Annotated in this window: 19 protein-coding genes; 6 read left to right on the top strand and 13 right to left on the bottom strand. The window is 68.9% G+C overall.

Annotated features, from left to right (window positions below; genetic code table 11):
* The first annotated feature begins 157 nt into the window (after positions 1–157).
* Complete coding sequence (locus ACOCEP_RS34680) at positions 158–1,048, top strand: terpene synthase family protein (protein ID WP_482333645.1); 891 nt, start codon at positions 158–160, stop codon at positions 1,046–1,048.
* Positions 1,049–1,344: 296 nt separating this feature from the next.
* Here ACOCEP_RS34680 and ACOCEP_RS34685 read toward each other — a convergent pair whose 3' ends face one another.
* On the bottom strand, positions 1,345–2,682 hold the full coding sequence (locus tag ACOCEP_RS34685; protein ID WP_482333647.1) for a cytochrome P450: 1,338 nt from the start codon (positions 2,680–2,682) through the stop codon (positions 1,345–1,347).
* Positions 2,683–2,728: 46 nt separating this feature from the next.
* A complete protein-coding gene (locus tag ACOCEP_RS34690) occupies positions 2,729–3,469 on the bottom strand; it encodes a terpene synthase family protein (protein WP_482333649.1) in 741 nt (246 codons plus the stop codon).
* Positions 3,470–3,909: 440 nt separating this feature from the next.
* Here ACOCEP_RS34690 and ACOCEP_RS34695 point away from each other — a divergent pair, with 440 nt between their 5' ends.
* Genes ACOCEP_RS34695 through ACOCEP_RS34715 form a run of 5 tightly spaced genes read left to right on the top strand, consistent with a single transcriptional unit; the run spans position 3,910 to position 8,369 of the window.
* On the top strand, positions 3,910–4,665 hold the full coding sequence (locus tag ACOCEP_RS34695; protein ID WP_482333651.1) for a glucose 1-dehydrogenase: 756 nt from the start codon (positions 3,910–3,912) through the stop codon (positions 4,663–4,665).
* Between the two features lie 59 nt (positions 4,666–4,724).
* On the top strand, positions 4,725–5,699 hold the full coding sequence (locus ACOCEP_RS34700; RefSeq protein ID WP_482333653.1) for a methyltransferase: 975 nt from the start codon (positions 4,725–4,727) through the stop codon (positions 5,697–5,699).
* 32 nt (positions 5,700–5,731) lie between these two features.
* Positions 5,732–6,685: an oxygenase MpaB family protein gene (locus ACOCEP_RS34705; protein ID WP_482333654.1), complete on the top strand. Its 954-nt coding sequence runs from the start codon at positions 5,732–5,734 to the stop codon at positions 6,683–6,685.
* Positions 6,606–8,051, top strand: coding sequence for an aldehyde dehydrogenase family protein (locus tag ACOCEP_RS34710; RefSeq protein WP_482333656.1), 1,446 nt, complete (start codon positions 6,606–6,608; stop codon positions 8,049–8,051). The genes ACOCEP_RS34705 and ACOCEP_RS34710 overlap by 80 nt, the downstream gene beginning before the upstream one ends.
* A gap of 15 nt (positions 8,052–8,066) precedes the next feature.
* Complete coding sequence (locus ACOCEP_RS34715) at positions 8,067–8,369, top strand: hypothetical protein (protein WP_482333658.1); 303 nt, start codon at positions 8,067–8,069, stop codon at positions 8,367–8,369.
* Here ACOCEP_RS34715 and ACOCEP_RS34720 read toward each other — a convergent pair.
* The 11 genes from ACOCEP_RS34720 to ACOCEP_RS34770 form a co-directional block, all read right to left on the bottom strand.
* Positions 8,354–10,054 (bottom strand): FAD/NAD(P)-binding protein, encoded by a 1,701-nt coding sequence (locus ACOCEP_RS34720; protein WP_482333660.1) that lies wholly within the window; start codon positions 10,052–10,054, stop codon positions 8,354–8,356. The two genes, ACOCEP_RS34715 and ACOCEP_RS34720, sit on opposite strands and share 16 nt — an antisense overlap.
* Positions 10,051–10,461: a carboxymuconolactone decarboxylase family protein gene (locus ACOCEP_RS34725; protein WP_482339871.1), complete on the bottom strand. Its 411-nt coding sequence runs from the start codon at positions 10,459–10,461 to the stop codon at positions 10,051–10,053. Before ACOCEP_RS34725 ends, ACOCEP_RS34720 begins: the two co-directional genes overlap by 4 nt.
* Positions 10,462–10,463: 2 nt before the next feature.
* Positions 10,464–11,927 (bottom strand): class I adenylate-forming enzyme family protein, encoded by a 1,464-nt coding sequence (locus ACOCEP_RS34730; protein ID WP_482333662.1) that lies wholly within the window; start codon positions 11,925–11,927, stop codon positions 10,464–10,466.
* The gene (locus ACOCEP_RS34735) at positions 11,924–13,297 is read right to left on the bottom strand and encodes a CoA transferase (RefSeq protein ID WP_482333663.1); all 1,374 of its coding nucleotides are present in this window, start codon (positions 13,295–13,297) and stop codon (positions 11,924–11,926) included. The genes ACOCEP_RS34730 and ACOCEP_RS34735 overlap by 4 nt, the downstream gene beginning before the upstream one ends.
* Positions 13,294–14,085 carry a class I SAM-dependent methyltransferase gene (locus ACOCEP_RS34740; protein WP_482339872.1) on the bottom strand — a complete coding sequence of 264 codons (792 nt, stop codon included), beginning with the start codon at positions 14,083–14,085 and terminating at the stop codon, positions 13,294–13,296. The genes ACOCEP_RS34735 and ACOCEP_RS34740 overlap by 4 nt, the downstream gene beginning before the upstream one ends.
* Positions 14,076–15,554 (bottom strand): class I adenylate-forming enzyme family protein, encoded by a 1,479-nt coding sequence (locus ACOCEP_RS34745; RefSeq protein WP_482333665.1) that lies wholly within the window; start codon positions 15,552–15,554, stop codon positions 14,076–14,078. Before ACOCEP_RS34745 ends, ACOCEP_RS34740 begins: the two co-directional genes overlap by 10 nt.
* Before the next feature lie 69 nt (positions 15,555–15,623).
* On the bottom strand, positions 15,624–16,913 hold the full coding sequence (locus tag ACOCEP_RS34750) for a protoporphyrinogen/coproporphyrinogen oxidase (protein WP_482333666.1): 1,290 nt from the start codon (positions 16,911–16,913) through the stop codon (positions 15,624–15,626).
* Complete coding sequence (locus ACOCEP_RS34755) at positions 16,910–17,833, bottom strand: UbiA family prenyltransferase (protein ID WP_482333667.1); 924 nt, start codon at positions 17,831–17,833, stop codon at positions 16,910–16,912. Before ACOCEP_RS34755 ends, ACOCEP_RS34750 begins: the two co-directional genes overlap by 4 nt.
* Complete coding sequence (locus ACOCEP_RS34760) at positions 17,830–18,471, bottom strand: class I SAM-dependent methyltransferase (protein ID WP_482333669.1); 642 nt, start codon at positions 18,469–18,471, stop codon at positions 17,830–17,832. Before ACOCEP_RS34760 ends, ACOCEP_RS34755 begins: the two co-directional genes overlap by 4 nt.
* Entirely contained in the window at positions 18,471–19,592 is a 1,122-nt protein-coding gene (locus ACOCEP_RS34765) for a DegT/DnrJ/EryC1/StrS family aminotransferase (RefSeq protein WP_482333670.1), read from the bottom strand. Before ACOCEP_RS34765 ends, ACOCEP_RS34760 begins: the two co-directional genes overlap by 1 nt.
* Positions 19,589–20,722 (bottom strand): DegT/DnrJ/EryC1/StrS family aminotransferase, encoded by a 1,134-nt coding sequence (locus tag ACOCEP_RS34770; RefSeq protein WP_482333672.1) that lies wholly within the window; start codon positions 20,720–20,722, stop codon positions 19,589–19,591. Before ACOCEP_RS34770 ends, ACOCEP_RS34765 begins: the two co-directional genes overlap by 4 nt.
* Positions 20,723–20,796 lie beyond the last annotated feature (74 nt).

Genomic DNA, 20,796 nt, shown 5'->3' on the forward strand with positions numbered 1-20,796 from the left:
TCGATTCCACCGCCCGCATTCACGTTCGCTGAAGCCGAAGGGGAATTCCGTGTCGTTGCAGTACCGCCGGTTCACCATGCCTTTTCCCTCCCGACTGAACGTTCACGCGCAGCGCGCGGAGGAACACGGGAGAGAATTCGTTCGCAGGTATGGGCTCGTGACCACCGATGCGGACAAGCAGCGCTACGACGATTCGCTCATCGGAACGCTCATCGGCCGGACATTCCCCCATGCCGACGCCGAAACCCTCGACCTGATGACCGAATGGATGGCGTGCAACCTGCTCCTGGACGACGTGTTCGACGAGTCCGAAGCCCGCGTCGACCCGGTCCGGCTGCGAGAGATGTGCGACGAAGTCGTGTCGTGGCTCCCGGTGGACGGCGGGGAAGTCGCGCACAGCGGCTCCTCGTTCGCACGCGCTTATGCGGACATCTGGGCGCGGACGTGCGCGAAGTCGAGCGTCGCTTGGCGCGCCAAGTTCGTCGCGCACTTTTCGCTGTTCCTCGGGCGTTGCGTCCACGAGGCGGCCAACCGCCGCGATGACCGGACGCCCGGGATCGCGGAGTACATCGAGTTGCGTTCTTGCGCCTTGATGCCCTATCTCGATCTGCTGGAACTGGCACAGGGCTGGGAGCTTCCCACCGAAGGCCCCTGCACCGCGGAAGACTTCAGTGAGCTGGACGCCTCCCTGTCCTCGGCTTCGTTGTGGATGAACGACCTCTTCTCCTGTGAGAAGGAGTACAACCTCGGAGACGTGCACAATCTCGTGGTCGTCCTCAAGAAGGAACGTGGAACGGATCTGCAGACCGCGGCGGACACGGCCGCCGAAATGATCCAGGCCGAGATCGACGACTTCGAGCGGCAGAGCGAGGATCAGTTGACGGGCAAGATCGCCGCCCTTCTGGATCCGGCGCTGCGATCCGCGGCGGCCGATCGCGTGGAGTTCTTGCGGAGCTGGCTCAGCGGCCAGTTCGAATGGCGTTTCGAAACGAAGCGGAACCAAGGCTCCAACGTTCGGCTCGTCGCCGGATCGGCGATGCGCACCTGAAGGTTGTCGGTTTGCAGGCGGCGAGGCGGCAGCTCGGGCCCCAGCGGCCGGACCACCAGGCTCGCTATTCCGAGGCGAGCCAACACCTCCAACCACGCCGCGACCAAGGAACCCAGCCGTGACTGCACACCACAACGCCGCACGATGTCGTCCGCGGTCACGGAGGTCGCGTTGTCTTCGAAGGCACCTATTCTGCGTAGTGTCGCTTCCATGACCAGAACACTGATCTTGTCAAGATCGCGCCAGATTTTCCACGTCGACCCGCGCCGGTACCGGCGCGGGTCGACACTGATCTTCTATCGCGCACGCAGCCGGACGTGTACCGCCTTCGGCACGTGAAGCATCGAGACACGCGCGGTCGCGGGCCTGCGTCGCACCGGTTTCCACTGCCAGGAACGCACTATCTCGGCGAGCACGATGACGATCTCGGCCAGCGAAACGGTATTCCCGATACACAAACGGGAACCGCCGCCCCAGGGCACGAATGATCCACGGGGTGGAGCCGCACCGGCCCATCGATCCGGGTCGAACCGGCCGGGGGCCGGGAACACCGCCGGATCGCGGCCGAGCAGGTATGCGCTGTAGGCGATATTGGTGCCCTTGGGCAACGGGTGGCCGCCCAGAACGGTTTCACGCGTCGTGATCCGGGTCAGGAGCCAGGTCGGCGGGTGCAGGCGCAAGGATTCATGCACCACCTGTTTCAAATAGGGCAACTGATCCACGTCGGACCAGCCCGGCTTTCGCTCCCCGAGTGCCCGATCGACCTCCTCGGCCGCGCGCTCTTGGACTTCCGGGTGATGAGCGAGCAGATCGAGGGTCCACGAAAGCACGGTGGACGAGCTCTCGACAGCGGCCAGGAACATGCTGATCAGCTCGTCATGGATCTCCTCGTGGCTGAAGCCGTCACCGTCGGCGTCCCGGGCCGCCAGCAACACCTCCGGGACGTCGGCGGTCGCCCCGCTCACCGGACAGGACGAAGGCCCCGCCGACCGGAGCGAGTCTTCGATCGCCTCATGAATACGCTTGTTGGCCCTCGTCCATTGCCCCCCGCCGGTGAGCCGGCGTAGCGAGCGCGGAGTGATCAGCCTCCGTAGCCAACCGGCCGCGATCGTTCCCACGTCCTGTTGCAGCCGCTCGAACTGCTCGGCGCTGATTCGCGAGGAGAACAGTGTAGCGATCGAGACGCGGCGGATGATCGTGTGCATCGCCTGCCGGACGTCGAGCACTTGCCCGTCCTGCCACGACTCGATCACCGGAGTGCTGTGCTCTTCGATCAGCTGTGCGTACCGAGGCAACCGGGCGCGGCTGAACACCGGTTGCACGAGTTGACGGCTTCGCCGATGCCGATCATGTCCACAGGTGATCAAGCCATTGCCCATCACGGTGCGAACCTGGTCGAAGACCGCTCCCCCGCGGTCGAAGTCCACGTCGTGCACCAGGACCTCGTGGACCAGTCTCGGGCTGCACACCATGTACACGGGGAGCCGACCGATGTAGAGCCTCACCAACTCGCCTTGGGCGGGAAGTGAATGCAGCAACGACCACGGCCGCAGAAGTCGCAGGGCGTGCCCGATCACCGGGAGCGAACCCGGGGCGGTCGCCGGTTCCGCGATCTGTTCGTCTTGCCTGAGCATTCGGGTGTCCTCCTGTTCGTGCTCGTGAAACACCTGTCCGTCACGGTCAGCCGGTGACCACGCTGATCCGGAACGATGAACCGGCTACGGTCTGCAGTTCGCCGTAGCGCGAACGGTCTGGAACGTGGGCTCTGGCCATGCCGAGGTGGTGGACACACGCTCGGTCGAGCCACCAGGTCAATCCCGGGTCCGTCTGCCGAGCGTCCTCGACCTCGGTTTGCCGCCTTCGCACCAGGCGCAGATGCTCCCGCGCCAACTCGGCGACGGCTTCGGCCGGCGGGATCGAGCGCTCGCTCGCGGTCAGCGTGCAGAGGTTGGGCACCTGCTCTTCCGCGTCCCGCTCCACTGAAGTGGGGTCGTTGAACGCCAGCACGTAGTCCTGAGCCGCGAAGGTGTAGGCGTTCCGCACCTGTTCGGCGTTCCGCTGCGCGGGCGTCAGCTCTCGTTCGTGTACGTACTCGAGAAGGTCCAACCACGGAACGGCCCCTGTCCCGTCAAGCCGACGCCGCCAGTACTGGTCCCGTGTCTCTCTCTTGCCACGCTCCGGGTAGCGCGCGCTCCTGTACCAGGTTTCGAGATCGGCGAAGAACAGGCGGAGCCAGTCTTCACTCATGCCGCCGTCGCGCAACTCAGTGCCCACCGAACTCCACTCACGGAGATAGTCGTTGCGCGGCGAACGTGTTCCCCGCAGCACGCCCAGGACGGCTTGGGCATGCTCTTCCTCGATTCCCCAACGCTCGCTGACGTCGTCGTCCATCGTCCACAGGGTCAGCAGGCGCGCGATCACGGCGAGTCGTTCGGGATCGCCTCCCGGATAGGAGTGGCAGGCGAAAAATTCCGCGTGCCGCAGTGGAACGAGATCACCGGGGTAGCCGGGCGGGGTGAGAGTCGCGGCGCTCGCCCACTCCCGCAGGCGCCCCCCGACATCCGCCAAGAGCGCCGGAGCGGGCCTCGAATCCCACGCCTCGGGGTACCACATCGTCACCTGGACAGGCGGAAAGGTCACCGTCGAACACATCGTCTTTCCCCTTCCCACCGCTGGATTCGCCTCGGCCGACCGACTCTTGGCCGGTCGCCAGCAAAGGCTAGGCAGCAGACCGGCGAAGGTGTTACCGCGCGTTCCGCCTCACGAGACGTCGTTTCATCCGATGGGTCGTTTCACCCGGCGGAACCCTCGCTTCACGATTCGGCGGTCAGGTGTCACGGTTCTGTGCGGAGGTGACGCTCATGCTTGCCGGTAAATCAGTGCTCGTGACGGGTGCGGCGAACGGGATCGGCCAAGCCACCGCGGTGGCGCTGGCCGGACACGGTGCGTCGGTGGTGGTGGCCGACATCGACGAGGAGAACGGCAGGAAGGTCGCGGACAGCATCACGGCGGACGGCGGGAAAGCCGCGTTCGTGGTCGCGGACGTAACCACCGTAGCCGGTGTCGAGTCCATGATCGACGCAGTGCTGGACCGCTACGGTTCTCTCGACTGTGCCGTGAACAACGCCGGCGTCGACGGCGAGCGTGCCCAGCTTCATGAGTCCTCCGAGGACAACTGGAACCGCGTCATCGGAGTAGACCTCACCGGCGTCCGCCTGGCGATGAAGTACGAAGTGGCGCAGATGCTCCGGCAAGATTCCCGAGGGGCGATCGTGAACATGTCGTCGGCCGCCGGGCTGATCGGCGTGGACGAGGGGCTTTCCGCCTATGTGGCGGCCAAACACGGAGTGATCGGCTTGACTCGTGCGGCCGCACTCGAATATGCGGCCGAAGGAATCCGGGTCAACGCCGTATGTCCTGGCGTGGTCCGTACACCGATGCTCGACCGGCTTCTGCGGCAGGGCACCGTCACCGAGGAGTTCGCGCTCAGCAGGCATCCGATGGGCCGGCTCGCGGAGCCGTCGGAGGTAGCCGCGGCCGTCGCGTGGCTGTGCTCCGACGCCGCGTCGTTCGTCACCGGGCATCCCCTCGCCGTGGACGGCGGTATGACCACGTGATCGACCAAGCGGAAATCTCGGAACCGGGCTCTGCCGAACAGACAGCTCACACTGTCCGCATGATGGAGTTGCTTGCGGGCTTCCAGCTTTCGCAGGCTCTGTTCGTGGCAGCCGAACTCGATCTCGCGACGCGGTTGCTCGACAGGCCGAGAACGGTCGCGGACCTCGCGCGGATGGCCGGGGCCGACGTGGACGCCCTGACCAGGGTGATCCGGCTCCTGGCCCCGTACGACGTCTTCGCATTACACGGCGACCTGGTTTCGGTGACTCCCCTGGGCACGAGCCTCGCTTCCGGCGTGGCCGGATCCGTTCGGGACATCGCCCGGTACTTCCGGCAAACCCACTACCTGCCTTTCCACGAACTGCTGCATACGGCACGCACCGGAGAACCGGCGGCGCAACACCATCTCGGCATGCCGTTCTTCGACTGGATAACCTCGTCGGAGCCGCTCACCGAGCTGCAGAACTCGGCGATGGCGGCCGGTGTCGGCGGTCGTGACGACGACTTCTTCGCCGGTTACGACCTTCCACCGGGCGAAACCGTCGCCGACATCGGCGGCTCGGACGGAACGGTGCTCAGACGGCTGCTGTCGCGTCATCCGGCGCGTCGCGGGATCGTCTTCGACCTGCCCGAAGTGGTGTCCGGTGCGCAGGACAAGCTCGCCTCGGCGGGCGACACCTACCCGGTCAGCGTCGTCGGCGGCAGCTTCTTCGACGCGGTACCCGCCGCGGACGTCTACATCATGTCCGTCGTACTGCACAATTGGAACGACACGGATGCCGGCCGTATCCTCGACAACATCGCCACGGCCGCGCGGGACCGCGCGAAACTCGTCCTGGTCGAGATGGTGCTCCCGGAGGAAGCCGCCTCCGCGTTCACCGCGACGATCGATCTCACCATGCTGGCCATGCTCGGCGGGCGGGAAAGAACGGCCACCGCTTGGGGGGAACTGCTGAATCGACACGGATTCACCCTCGAGCGCGTCGTGCCGACCCCGACCCCGTTCTCCATCATCGAAGCGACGGCCCCCTGAGCGCGAGATCGCACGAAAGCCGGGGAGGTGACATGAGAAATCGGTACGCGCGAGCTCGATACCTGAGCGGCTTGGACCCGGAGAAGGACTGCCATGAGATCCACCGGGTGCACTCCCGCCTGGAGTTCCCCTGGGATTACGGACGCGGACTGGAGATCGCGCTGTGGAAGGCCTGCTGCGTCCCGGCGGTATCCGAGCAACTCCATCGGAGCGGCCATGTCGAACACTTGAGCCAGAAGCGGTACGACGACACCCGGATCCTGCTGGGTGAGATCGTGGCGAACGGGACCGAGTCGTCCCGGGGCCGCCAGGCGATCCGGCAGATCAACCGGGCGCATCGAGGGGTCACCTACGCCAACGAGGACATGCTCTACATCCTGTCGACCTTCATCTACGAACCGGTGCACTGGATCGACCGCTGGGGCTGGCGGAAGGTCACCGACGCCGAAAAGCTCGGCAGCTTTCACTTCTTCCGCCGGATCGGCAGGCTCATGAACATCGTTTCCCTGCCGGAGGAGTACGACTCTTTTCTCGAGTTCAAGAACAAATACGAGAAACGGTGTTTCCGCTACGCCGAAAGCAACCGGCAGGTGTCCGAAGCGATTCTCCGGCTGTACGTCTCGTGGTATCCCGGGCCGATCGCCCGGCTCATGTCGCCGGTGCTGCCCGCCCGGCTGGACGAGCAGGCGCGGCACGCGCTGGGCCTTCCGGATCCGGGATCGTGGGCGAGGGCCACCAACGCGGCGATCCTGACCGCGCACGCGCATTTCGAAAGGCTCGCTCCACGGACTGCAGCGAAGCTGACGTCCAGACCCGCGGCGCGCACCTACCCGGGCTACCCGACCGGTTACGACCTCTCGGAGATCGGCCCGATGAATGACGCCGCACAACCGTCGAAAGGACGAGATGGTGACCGAGTTCCCGTTCGGCACGGAATTCTACATCGACGGAAAGTGGATCGAACCGATCTCCACCACCAGGGCTGACGTCGTCGATCCGGCCACGGAGCGGACCATCGCACGGGTCACGCTGGCCGGCGCGGAAGACGTCGACCGGGCCGTGGCCGCCGCGAAGTCCGCTTTCCCGACGTGGTCACGGACCGGCCCACGGGAGCGGTCGGCACTGCTCCGGAAGATCTCCGAGGTGTACAGGCGCCGGTCCCCCGAACTCGCGGCGGCGATCACCGCGGAGATGGGGGCACCGGTGAAGCTCGCCGGCAAGGCGCAGGTGCCTGCTGGACTCGGGCACGTGCTGACCGGTATCGATGTGCTGGAGGACTATCCGTTCGAGCGCCTGCGCGGGTCCACGGTGATCAGGCGGGAACCGGTGGGGGTCTGCGCGCTGATCACACCTTGGAACTGGCCGCTGAACCAGATCCTCTGCAAGGTCGTCCCCGCGCTGGCCACGGGCTGCACGATGGTGCTCAAACCCAGCGAGAGGGCGCCGCTGAGCGCGTCGCTGCTCGCCGAGATCTTCGCCGAGGCGGGTGTGCCGGACGGTGTCTTCAATCTCGTCCACGGCGACGGTCCTGGCGCGGGCAGCCTGCTGGCCAAGCACGCCGACGTCGACATGGTGTCGTTCACGGGCTCGACCCACGCCGGTGTGCTCGTCTCCAGGAACGCCGCCGGCACGATCAAACGCGTCTCCCTCGAACTGGGCGGCAAGTCGGCGAACGTGGTGCTCCCGGACGCCGACCTGCCCGCGGCCGTGCGGACCGTGGTGGACGGTTGCTTCCGCAACACGGGGCAGAGCTGCAACGCCACCACCCGGGTGCTCGTCCAGCATGACCAGGCGGCGGAGTTGATCTCACTGCTGGAAAAGGCGGTCGAGGCCATCTCCGTGGGGGATCCCCGCTCGCCGGGCACCGAACTTGGCCCGGTGGGGAACAAGGCCCAGTTCGAGAAGGTCCAGGCTCTCATCTGGTCGGGGATCGAGGCAGGCGCCCGGCTCGTCACCGGCGGGCTCGGCGCGCCCGACGGGCTGGACTTCGGCTTCTTCGTCAAGCCGACGGTCTTCGCCGACGTCACCCCCGACATGCGGATCGCGCGCGAGGAGATCTTCGGTCCGGTCCTGGCCGTGCTGACCTACGAAGATGAGGAGGACGCCATCAGGATCGCCAACGACAGCGACTACGGCCTGTCCGGCGCCGTCCAATCCGCCGACTCCGAGCACGCTCTCGCGGTCGCGCGCCGCATCCGCACCGGGATGGTGGGGGTCAACGGGGCGGGGAGCGACCTGCACGCACCTTTCGGGGGATACGGGCGGTCGGGCAACGGCCGCGAGTGGGGCGAGTACGGCTTCGACGAATTCACCGAGCTCAAGGCCATTTTGGGAGCCGTACCGCACGGCTGACGACAGGAGCGAACGATGACATCGACGGCACAGCACTCCGAGCACAGCGGGCATGACCACGCCCACGGAGAAGGATGCGGCCACGTCGCCATCCCGCACGGTGATCACGTCGACTACGTCCACGATGGACACTTGCACGTGGGGCACAGCGGCCATTTCGACGAATGCGAGCGTCCCGCGCACGAACAGCACGACGACCACGGCCACGCTCACGGTGAGGGCTGCGGCCACGTCGCCGTGCCCCATGGCGATCACGTGGACTACGTGCACGACGGCCACCGGCACGCCCGGCACGGCGACCACTACGACGAGCACTGATCGCCGCGCCCGGCGAGCGCCGCACGCGCTATGGCGTCCGCGTCCAGCAGGGTCACCGAAGCCGACCACGGCCGCGCGCCGACCGCGGTCGCCCAGTGCACGTGTTCGGTCGGCACCCCGAAGGCGAACCAGCGTGGATGCGCTCGACCGGCCGCGTCGACGACGCGGAACGGGCTGCGGGTGACTTCGAGACCGCCGGTCTCGAAGTCCCCGATGCGGTACGGCCTGCACTGTCCCGCCCGGCGCATGGCGGTCAGCAGCGGGTTCACCGTGGCCCGCAGGTCGACCTCCGGCATCCGGGCTTCGATCAACGTCGTGGCGACCACGTCGTGGCCGATCCACGACGACGCACCCGCCGCGTACCCGGCCGCGACCCGGTGTACGCGTACCCCCGGAGCGAGCACGTGGAGAACGCCCGCGGAGAGCAAGGCGAGCATCTCTTCGATCCGGCCGTGAGGCGGCCCGATGGACAGGAACGCGTTGAGCGGGGTGTACCAGGCCGCCACCTCGTCCCGGTACGAGTCGCCGCTGACCCCGCCATGATCGACGGCGAGCCGGATCTCGTTGCGGAGGTCCCTGAGCACGTCCAGCGCGGCCTTGAGCGGATCGCGCACGTTGCCCCGTTTCGCCCTCGCGACATCCCGGGCTAGATACTCGGCCAGCCAAGGCCGGTGAGCGCGTCCGGGGCCCGGTACGGGAGGAGTGCCGATCCGGCCCCAGTCCCACCGCAGTCGGGAGGGCACCCGGTACCGCGACAGTATCCCCTCGTCGCCGAAACTGTCCGCATAGGACTCCGAGAACCTCTCCAGCTGCCATCGGCTCAGCCGTGTCGAAAGCAGTCCGCGGTAGTAGACACCGCGGACCTCCCGATCGATCAGCGGCCAGATGTCGCGCCGGAAGCCCGCCTTCCCCGGCAACGCGGCGATGCGTTCCGGTGTCAGGAAGACGGGCAGGTGCCGCCCCGCCGTGCCTTTCTGGTTCACACCTCGCGCGTGATGCGGCACCCCTCGCCGGGAAACCGCGTAGAGCCGGGGTTCCCGCCCGCACGGGAGGTACCGGCCGTTCTCGAACCTTCCGCCCCGGCCGACGGTGAACAGGCTCAGGTAGTCGAAGAACGTCAAGCCGAGACCACGCAGCAGGACCGGCTCTCCCGGCCGCACCCCCGTCAGGTCGGCGTCGGCCGCGTTTCCCGGCGGCAGGTGGCCGTCCTCGTGCTGGTTCGCACCTTCGTGCCCGAGCGCCAGCACGACCGCGTCCACCCCGGTTACGCGACTTCCGCTCGCGAGTTCGACGCCGCGCGGGCCCAGTGCGACGGCGGTGTCGCGGTGGACGACCACCTCGACCAGCCGGTGTCTCCGCAAACGGTGGAAGAACCACGTCAGATAACGACCGTAGAGCGCCCGTGAGCCGTAGGAGTCCGGATCGATCCCCGCCCATTGGGCCAGTGAGGGGCCCGGCAGCCGGGGGCCGGCACACGGCACCGTCTCGTCGGTGAAGAGCGTCACCTGCCCGGCGACGGTGTTCATCAGCAGGTGCTCCGGCTGATCCGTACGCCAGACCCGGCCGGGACCGGGTGGGTAGGGGTCCACCACGTGCACCACGACCCGGTCTCGCGCGTTCGCGCAGACCCGTTCCACGACGGAGGTGCCCCGCGGTCCGGCGCCGATCACACAGATGACCGTCACGCGAACCGGGTACTGATGGCCAGGCGGTTGTAGGAGTTGATCACGATGACGATCCAGAGCAGTTCCCTGGTCCCGGCCTCACCGAACTCGCGCATCGCCGCTTCCAGCAGGGAGCGGCTCACCTGTCCGGTGTGGACCAGGGTCACGGCCTCGGCGAGGGCCAATGCGGCACGCTCGCGCTCGGTGAACGCCGGATGTGTCCGCCATTCCGGCAGGTTGTCGAACAGTTCGGGCGCCTCCTCGCGATGCGCCGAATGCAGCCGGACACAGTATTCGCATCCGTTGAGCTGGGAACAGCGAAGCTTGATCAGCTCACGCAGGCCCGAGGAGAGCGAGGAATTCTCCTCGGCGGCCTTCGCGAGTTCTCCGAGCGCCGTGAAGGCGGCGCCCTTTCCGGGGTCGAGCATGGTCACGCTTTCTCCTCGTGTCGACTGGCGGCGAGGCCGGCCAGCGTCCGATGACAGACCTTCCCTGAACGGCTCACCGGCAATTCGGGCAGGAGCAGCAAGGACTCGGGCAGTTTGGGGCGGGCGAGGCCCGTGCCGCGAAGGTAGGCGGCGAGTTCGGGCAAGGTCAGCGATTGTCCTTTTCGGACTGTCAGGCAGGCGCAAAGGCGTTCGCCCAGCTCGGTGTCCGGCACCGGGACACAGGCGACCTCACCGACCGCGGGATGCTCGCCGATCGCGAGCTCCACCTCGGCGGGACTGATGGTGTAACCGCCGCGGATCACCACCCGCTTGCGCCTGCCGGTCACGTACAGCCTGCCGCCGTCGCCGAACCGGCCGTTGTCCCCCGTGCGCACCCAGCCACCGTCGAACCGGTGCTCCGCGTCCAGTTCCGGCGCGCCCACGTAGCACAGCGGCGTCATCGGGCCTCGTGCGCAGATCTCGTCGTCGACGAGCCGGATCTCGCACACCGCCGGATCCGGGACTCCCACGCCGTGCTCCGGCGTCGACGTATGGCAGTTGACCCCGTCGGAGGACCCGTAGACATCGATCATCCCGACGCCGAACCGCGTACGGCAAGCCGCTCGCGTCGACGGCGGCAACGAGTCGCCGCTCGACACGATGGCCGAAAGGCCGGCCGCGTCCACCTCACCGGGACACTCGGCCATGCGTCGCCACATCGTCGGCACGGCGTACACGTGCGACGGCCGGTGTTCGGCCATCAGCGCAAGCGCGGCGCTCGCCTCGAACCGGCGCGTCAGGATCAGCGTGCCGCCATCGCGGCACACCGTGACCGGCACTCCGAACGAGCCGAAGCCCGAGGTCAGGGACACCAGCACGAGATCGCGGGGCGCCTCGATCCCACCGCGGACGGCTCGGAGATAGTTGGCCCGCCCACCGGCGAAAGCGTTGTGCGAGTACGCGACCATCTTCGGTTCCGACTCCGAGCCGGAGGAGACGAGGATCCGCGCCGGGGCCTCCGGATGAGGACGGGTGACGCGGCCCGCGCGCCGCGACGCGCCCGCGATCCGACCGTCGCCGACGCTGAACCGAGCTCCGGCGCGTTCGAGGAGGGCTTCCGCCCCGGGCGGTACCGGCAGCACGACGGCGCCGAGCGCGAAGACCGCCAGTTCGGCGATCACCGCGGCACGCCCGTTCGGTTCCCGCACGCCGACGATGTCGGTCGAGCCGCATCCGGCGTTCACCAGCCGGACGGCCAGTTCACGCACGGCGACGTCGAGCTCGCCGTAACGGAGGGAGCCTTCGTCGTCGATCACCGCGATGCGGTCCGGGTGCTCGCGGACCCGGTCGCGGAACAACGAGTACAGCTCGCGGTCCGGGCAGTGGCCCCGCCTGACCCAGTCACCGCGCACGGCGGCGGGTACGAGATCACGCAGGACCATCCCCGTGGAGGACACCCAGGTCATGAGGTGAACCGCCATGGCGAACCGACCAGGACGCACTCGTCGTGGACGAGCGCCCCGGAGAAGCGGGGGTCGGCGGCGAGGGCGGCGAGGTCGTCGCACACCGGCACGGTCAGCGGACGGTCGCAGCGCCGCCGGGCGCCCACGTTGAGCCGGTGGGCCGCGGACAACAGCGACGAGTCGACCCGTGTGGCGCCGCGGGCCAGCGCCGTCACGATCCCGTGCGCCGACACGATCCCGCCGAACACGTCGACGATCGTCATCAGCGACGGCGGCACGCCCGCGTGGGCCTGCACGACGAAGTCCGTGCCCACGGGCGGCTCCGGCCCCAGCTCGGTACCCCAGCCCGACGCGTGCGCGTACACGATTCCCGGCCGGGCCCGCGCCAGATCGTGCCCGGTCAACGACCACCGCTCCGCCTTGCCCGGTGCCCAGTTTTGCAGGAAGACGTCGGCCCCGGCCGCGAGCTCGATCAGCCGCCGCCGCCCCGCTGGGCCGGTCAGATCGATCTCGACGACCTCCTTGCCCTTGTTGAGCGCCTGGAACCTGGCCGAGGTCTCGCCTGCCATCGGCGGCACCCAGCGCAGCGGATCACCTCCCGGCGGCTCGATCCGCAGCACCGACGCGCCGAGCGACCGCAGCAGATGACCGGCCAGGGGCCCCTGCACCCGGCGGCAGGATTCGAGCACCACCAAACCGGACAGCGGGAGCGCTTCCACCGGCGCCACCGGCCGGTGCCCGCGTCCTTCCCCGCTGACGACGAAGGCGGGCATCCCCTCGATCGGATGGTCCGCCACCCGCACCAAGGTCATCCCGGTCCGCACGGCCGCCCATTCGGCCCGGGCGATCGGGCAGGCGGCGAGGAGGTGCGGCAGTCCCGGCGGAAGCGGGCAGGTCGCGGTCGCGAACCGTTGCACGAACGGCCGCCAGCCCTGCGAGACCGCCCCGCGATCGGCGCCGAGTTCGGTCCAGAACCTTTGCCAAACCTCAGGATCGAGCGTCTCGATCTCGAAGACGACCCCGTCGGACGAACGGAAGGGCGCGCCGCCGGGCAGGAACTCCTCCCGGTGTTCGTCCCGGGTGGTCGCCGCCGCGAGATACTGGGAGATCGCCAGCAGGGCGGCCTGTGCCAGCGAGGTGCTCACCCCGCGCAACGGAATCCCCCGGTCCCGGGCCAGCCCTACCGCCGTCGTCCCCAGGTCGGCGAGCTCACCGGCGACCAAGGACGCGTAGTCGAGCCCGAGCGGCGCGGGCCCCCCGGATCGCCTGCCGTGCACATGCATGATCCCGCAGGCGGCCTGCACGTCGAGTTCGCCGGTCAACGGGAGATCGACCGGACCCGCCACCGTCACGATGTCCAGCGCGCCGGTCATTCCGGGCGCCTCCCGTGCACGGAGTAGACGACGCACGACGTCGCCCGGAAACGGGGATCCGCCATGACCTCGCGCACCTCGGCCAGCTCAGCGTCGGTCATCCCGGCGGCGACCAGCCGGTCCCGCAGATGCCGGGTGTGGTGGATCAGCAGGCGTACGCCCGGTGCTCCCGCGTGCCAGGGGTGGATCGCCGGCACGGGATCGACCTCCACCAGCCCCGCGGCGGCCATGGACGCCGCCACGTGGCGGCCCCAGGTGCCGTCCCCGCCCGCGGCCTCGAACGTCTTCCGCTTGGCCGCCAGGAACTTCTCGTAGAGGTGGACCGCCCGCTCGCCGGGCGCGAGCAGGACCGGGCCGTAGGAGATGTCGAACTCGTCGATCTGCAGCCAGCCGCCCGGTTTCAACGCCCCCGCGAGCTTGCGGAGCACGGCTTCCCGGTCCGGGAGATGCTGCAGGACCAGCCGTGCGTGGATGAGGTCGAACGCGCGGCGAGGCAACGGATCCTGGACCACGTCGTGCCGCACCACGGTCAGTCCGGGCGCCGGTGCGACGTGGCCCGGTTCGATGTCCGTGGCGAGTACCGATCCGGCCGGCGCCACCTTGGCGGCGAGCCAGTGGGCGACGCCGCTGCCACCCGCCCCGACTTCGAGGCAGGACCAGCCGTTTCCGACCCCGGTCTCCTCCAGCCGCGCGAAGGTGCCCGGGTCGTAGGCCTCCGCGAGACAGCGATGCTGTTCCCCTGCGTGCCTGCTGAGGTTGTCGAAAACGTAGGCCGTGGTCACGTCCAGCGCCCCGTTCCGTTCGTGTCGGCAGTCCCGGTCAGCCGCGTCAGCAGTTCGCGCCGCCGCACCTTCCCGGTCCCGGTGCGCGGCACGTCGTCCCAGGAGAGCACCACCGGCTCCCCCATCGGCGGCAGGTCGTCCACCGCCGCCCGCCACCGTGCCGGGTCCAGCGCGGTGTCCGTCACCACCACCGGGATGGGTTCGCGTCCGGCCGCGGAAAGCACCACACACTCCTCCACGGACGGCAGGCGCTCCTCGATGCGGTCCTCCGTCTCGAGGCAGCTCAGGCCGGGGACGATGTCGACTTCGCGATCGAGCAGCGTCACCGTGCCCGTCCGGCTCACCGTTCCGACGTCGCCGGTGTTCCACCACCGTCCGTCGGCCTTGGCCTCCCAGCGATCCTGTTCCCCGACGTAACCGGCGCACCGGGCACGGGTGCGGGCCAGCAGCAGGCCCGCGCTTCCCCTGGCGACCGGTTCGGCGGTCTCCGGGTCGACGACCCGCAGTTTCGCGAGACCGGGCAGCGGCCTGCCGAGGTTCCGGGTGGAGCCGGCGGTGCGCCGGGTGAAGAACCGGAAGGACAACGGGCCCGTCTCGGATTGCCCGTACCCTTGCATCCACAATGGACGCTTGCGCCGGCTGGCACGCAGCATCGCCCTGATCACCGGCGGATGCATCGCGTCGTAGGTGCTGACGAACCTCCGCACCCGGTCGAACGGGTTCTCCGGCGTGTTCGCGAGCGAACGCCACCGCACGTAGGCCGACGGGAGGGCTTCGACGACGGTGGGCCGGTGCCGTCCGAACACCCGGGCCGCCGACGACGGTTCGCTGAGGATCACGATCTCGCTCGGGGCGAGGCACAGCGCCGAAGCGGTCCAGCAGAACGTGCGGCCGTGCGCGAACGCGCTGGCGTTACCGACCACGTCGTCACGACGGACGCCGACGATGGGCCAGCGCACCGATTCCGGCCGGGCCAGCCGGTCGATGATCGTCCTGGTCGTGTGCACGACCAGTTTCGGGACACCGGTCGTCCCCGACGTGTGGCAGATCAGCAGCGGTTCGTCGTCGCCCCTGGGGTGTGGCGCGGGTGCCTGCCCGGCGGCGAAGTCTTCGACGCGCAGCACGCGACGTGCGCGCGGAAACGGGCGGTCCGTGACCACTACGGCCGCGTCGAGGCGCTCCAGCAGGACGTCCAGCGTGCCGTCGGGCAACTGCCCGGACACCTTCGCCGGGACCGCGCCGATCCGCACCGCCGCGCACGCCAGCAGGTCGTAGTCCCAGTGGTTCCGTTTGACGATGGCCACCCGGTCCCCTGGCCGGACACCGGCCTCGTGCAGCCAGCCCGCCGCGTCGCGGACCAGTCCGGCGAGCTGGGTGACGGTATGGGCGACACCGCGTTCCGGCGCGATGTCGAACGGCCGGTCGAGGCGCACGACCGTCCGCGTGTGCGCGCACTGGTCGAACAGCTTTCCCATGTCGTGAGGTTTCATCCGGGCCTTCCGGGTCGGAATGGGTACAGATGGTCGTGAGTGGCGATTCGGGTTCTAACCCGAATCGCCACTCACGACCGGGGTCAGGCGCCGCGCGGCCCGCAGACCGGACCGGACCGCCGCTTCACTGCACGGGCTCAGGAACACCCAGTCGCCCGCGTAGTCGACGGCCCCCCGGCCGAGGCCCGCCTCGAAACCGGCCCGCAGGGCGAGCGCGCGAGGAGTCGCTTCGGGCAGCGCGTCCGGTACTCGCCGGACGATCGCGCGCCGGGTCGCCGACCGCAGACCGGGGACGAACCGTTCGCCGGCGTCGGCCAAGCGGTCCGTGACGTCGTCGTCGGCCATCGTCAGCAGATCCGGCGCCACGGACGGATGCGCCATGAGCGTCACCAGACCGCGGCCCGCCGGCGCGCGGCCGGGATTCTTGAGGTGGTCGAAGATGACCGTGGCCACCGTCCCGTCCTCCGCCGCCGGCACCGTCAGCGCGTAGCCGGGGCCGCCGAGCGGGCGGTCGAGCAGCAGATGCGCCTTGACCACCGGGGTGAACGAGCACACGCTGAGGAAGGCGGAGCCGTGGCACGGATGCAGCCCGGCGGCGACCGGCGCGGGCACGGCCAGCAGGACCGCCCTGGCGGAGATCTCGCGAGCCCCGCTGATGATCCGTGCCGAGGAGCCGTCGTCCACGACTTGATCGACCCGGAACCCGGTGGTGACGTCGACCTTTTCGGCGAGGGCTCGCGCGAAGGTGTCCATGCCCTCGTCGTAGGTCCGCCAGGTTCGTGGCGAACCGACCGAAGTGAGCAGCGCGAGCAGCGGCGCGGCCGCCGAACGTGCCGGGTGCCAGCCGAAGAAACCGGAGACGACCGGTTGCAGCAGATAGTCCAGCAGATCCGGGTGGTAGGGCGCGGCGAACTCGGCGACGGTGCGGTCGCCGAGGCTCGAAACCTCCGGCCGTTCGACGTCGAAGGTGCCTCGCATCGCCCTCGCTCCGTCGAGACGCGCGCGCACCGCCAGCCCGGCCCCGGTGATCAGTCCCCGCGGTTGCGCGACGCCGCCACGGGCCCGGCCACGCCACATCTCGATACCGCGGCCGATCCTGGGCGCCGCCGTGCGATCGATACCCAGCTCCGCAAGGAGTTTCCAGGTCTCGCGATACCCTCGCTCGGCGATCTGCTCGGCACAGGTGTCGATCACGAACCCGTCTTCGCGCAAGGTCGTCATCCGGCCGCCGACGACGTCGGCCGCCTCGAACACCCGTACCTCGCACCCCGATCCGGCGAGCCGGTACGCGGCCGCGAGACCGGCGACCCCCGCCCCCACGACGGCGACGTCGACATCGGTCATCCGATCGCCACCAGGTTCACCACGAGGAGGGACACCACGGTGATCCGGTGGATCCGGATGCCGAGCATCCTCGCGCGGAGGATGTCGCCCACCCCGAAACCGAGCCACACCTGCCACACCCGCGCCGCCATCGTCGGCAGGAGCGCCAGCGGGAACCACCACGGGCCGCCGAGCGCGGGCGCGGCGAGGATCAGCACGAGCTCGGCCGCCGACACGGCGATCACGAAGAACATGTTGCCGCGCGGCGAGGCCAGGGCCGCGACCGTCGGCCTGCCGACGCGGCGGTCCCCTTCGATGTCGTTGGTGTTGGAGTAGACACCGAACAGCAGCGGCCCCAGCCCGAAGAGCAGTGCCTGGGCGAGGGCGAACCCGGTGATCTCACCGGTCGCGAGGCCGTAGGGCGCCAGCACCAGCGCCCAGCCGAGTGCCGCGATGAAGAATTCCTGGAAGCCGTGATAGCTCAGCTTCACTCCCCAGGAGTACTGCAGCGAGAAGAAGTAGGTGACCGCGATCAGCGCGACAGTCCAGAATGGACTAAATGGAGCGATCGCGACGGCCGCCAGCCAGAGCACCGCCCCGATGACCCCGGTCACCCACGCGAACCGCAGCACCTGGTCTTCGGTGAGCGCCCCGGCCACCAGCGGTTTGCGGTACCGCTTGCGTCCGGGATCGTCCGGCGAGTAGTTCGCGATGTCGCTGCCGTCGCGATACCCCGTGAGATCGTCGAGCGCGACCATCGCCGCGATCACGAACACCTCGCCCAGCAGGAAGACGCCGATTGTGGTCAGCACCGCCGGGTCGAACCTCAACGCGGGCGCGAGCAGTGTCCACACCACCGCCACGCCGAGGTAGTAGTCGACGATGTCGAGTTTGGCGAGCCGGAAATACGCTTTGCCGCGCGCGGCCGTCAGGGTCGTCACCGCGTACCCCCCAGGGCGATCAGCGCGGCGAACGAGCGATCGCCGCCGTAGTGCAGCTCACGCCGTTCGAGCAGCCGGGAACCGGGGAGGAGGGCCAAGTACTCCTCCACCGTCCGCAGCCTCGAAAACCTTCCGACCGGGATGTCCGCCTCCTCGTATTCGATCAGGACGAGATGCCGTGCCGCCGCGGCGATGGACCGGCACGCTTCGGCGACCTCGTCCTCGTCCAGCACGTGCATCAGCACCCACACGCAGACGGCGACGTCGAACCTCTTGTCCTGCCAGGGAAGCCGCTGGACCCGCAACTGTTCGAACTCCACATTGGACAGTCGCGCGCAGTTCTCCTCGGCCAGCGCCAGCATGCGCTGGGTCATGTCCACCGCGGTCACCGCGCCCGCCCGCTCGGCGATCGTGGGGGTGATCCTGCCCATCCCGCAGCCGATCTCCAGCGCCGTGCCGATCGTCCCGAGCGAGCGCAGGAACTCCGTGACGAGGCGACGGGTGCGGGCGGTCGTCTCGGCCGCGAGTTCGACCGGCTGCGAGGCGCGCATCACCCGGGCCAGGCCGGTGCGGTCGGCACGACGGCGCCATTCCTCGGCGACCGCGCCCGAGGTGGGCTGCTGGGTGACCTGCTGCATCACGGCTCCTTCGCGAATTCGCACACCGCGTCGGCGATGTGTTCCACTTGCTGATCCGTCAAATGGGGGTAGATCGGGATGGCGAGTGCCCGCCGCGCGGCCAGCTCCGCCACCGGCCAGGCGTCCCCCGGCCGGGCGAAGGGCTCGAAAGCCGGCTGTCGAGGCAGCGGGCTCCGGTAGTAGACGTGGGAGCCGATCCCCCGCTTCGCCAGATGCCCGCGCAGTTCGTCCCGGCGTTCGCACAGCAGTGAATAGACGTAGTAGCACCGGCCGTCCCGATCCGGCGGAGGCGCCAGGACCCCGCAGCCCGCCAGCTCACCGAACCGTCCGGTGTAGTACTCGCCGATCCGTGCCCGCCGTTCGAGCCGCCGGGGGAAGCCGGGGAGCCGGTGCAGCTGGAAGGCGGCCATGATCTCGTCGAAGCGGCTGTTGTAGCCGACGCGGTGATACCGGAACCGCGTCTCCCCGTCCTGGCCGTGGTTGCGCAGCATGCGCACGACCTCGCCGAGTCCGGGGTCGCCGGTGACGACCATGCCCCCTTCGCCCGGCATCCCGAACGTCTTGACCTGGACGAACGAGTACACCCCGGCGTCGCCCCACATCCCGGCCGGGGTTCCGGCCAGCGTCCCGCCCTGCGCGACCGCCGAGTCCTCCAGCAACCGCGCGCCCGCGTCCGTGGCGATCCGGCGCAACGCCGGCATGTCCGCCATGACCGAGAACAGGTGCGCCGGCATGATCACCTTGGTCCGCGGGGTCACGGCCCTGGCGACCGCGTCGGGGTCGACGACCATGGTCCACGGGTCGACGTCGGCGAACACCGGTGTCGCGCCGAGCAGGGCGGGCGCCGCCGCGAGTGGCGCGCAGCCGAAGGCGGGCACGATCACCTCGTCACCGGGCCCCACTCCCATCGCGCGCAGCACCAGCATGAGCGCCGAGGTGCCGCTGCCACAGGCGATCGCGTCGGCCGCCCCGATGGAGTCGCGGATCTCCGCCTCGAACCTGGCGACGTGGTCGCCGAGAATGAACTTCTGCTCCGGCGAGCGCCCGATCCGCTCGACGACGTCGAGCAGCACCTCCCGGTCGTCGTCGAAGAGATCCTCAGGGAAGAACGGCAGGGTCATGTCCGCGCACCTCGATAGAAGGCGCGGATCAAGCCGCAGACCTCGTCGACGTCGCCGTCCGACATGTCCGGATACAGCGGCAGCGCGAGCGTGTGACGGCAGGCGTTCTCCGCGTTCGGGAAGTCGCCCTCCCGGTGGCCGAGTTCGGCGAAGCAGGGTTGCAGGTGAAGTGGTGCCGGGTAATAGACCTCGGTCTGCACACCGTGCGCCGACAGGTGCTCTGCCAGGTCGTCCCGCGAGTCGACCTCGACGACATAGACGTAGAAGACGCTGTCGGTTCGGGGAACGGGTACCTTCCGCACGCCGGGCAGGCCCGCGAGCGCCTCGGTGTACCGCGCGGCCAGGCTCGCGCGGCGCGCGATGTCATCGTCCAGCCTGTCGAGCTTCGCGAGCAGCACGGCGGCTTGGATGTCGTCCATCTTGCTGTTGAATCCCGCCAGGCCGGTCGTCGTGGCGATCGCGGGAAAGTCGCCGATGGTGGCCCCGAACCGGCCGTGGTGGCGAAGCGCGTCGGCGATCTCCGCCACCCCGGGATCGTCGGTGAGGACCGCGCCCGCGTCCCCGATCGCGCCCAAGGTCTTCGTCGGGAAGAACGACAGCACACCGCCCGCCCCGAACAGCCCGGCATGCTTGCCGTCGCGGCGCATGCCGATGGCCTCCGCGCTGTCCTCGACCACGATCAGTCCGTGCTCCCGCGCCACCCGGAGCACTCCGTCGATGTCCGCGAGTCCCGAGAACAGATGGGTCGGCATGACGAAACGGGTGCGTTCACCGGCGGCGGCCGCCACCGCGGCCGGGTCGATGCCGTAGCCGTCCGGTTCGATGTCGGCGAAGACCGGGTGTCCTCCGGCGAGCACGACCGAGGTCGCCGAAGCTCCGAAGGAGAAAGCTGGGACGACCACCTCGTCCCCGGGCCGCAGACCCGCCGCCCGGAGCAGCAGGACGAGTGCGTCGGTTCCGCTGTTCACGCCGACCACGAATCTCGCGCCGGTATAGGCGGCGAGCGCGGCCTCGAACTCCGCGACCTTACGACCGTGCGAATATTTGCCATTCTCGATCACTTCGACAATATGCCGCCGGGTGACCGGCCACACTTGCTCGAATGTGTTCGATTGCGTGAAGAAAGACACCGCCAGCGTACCCACCTCCGGGTGGTATGGGGGAACCGGTTCCCGAGCGTAGGACAGGGTTTGCACCTACTCGC

Source organism: Amycolatopsis sp. CA-211722 (genome assembly GCF_056828465.1).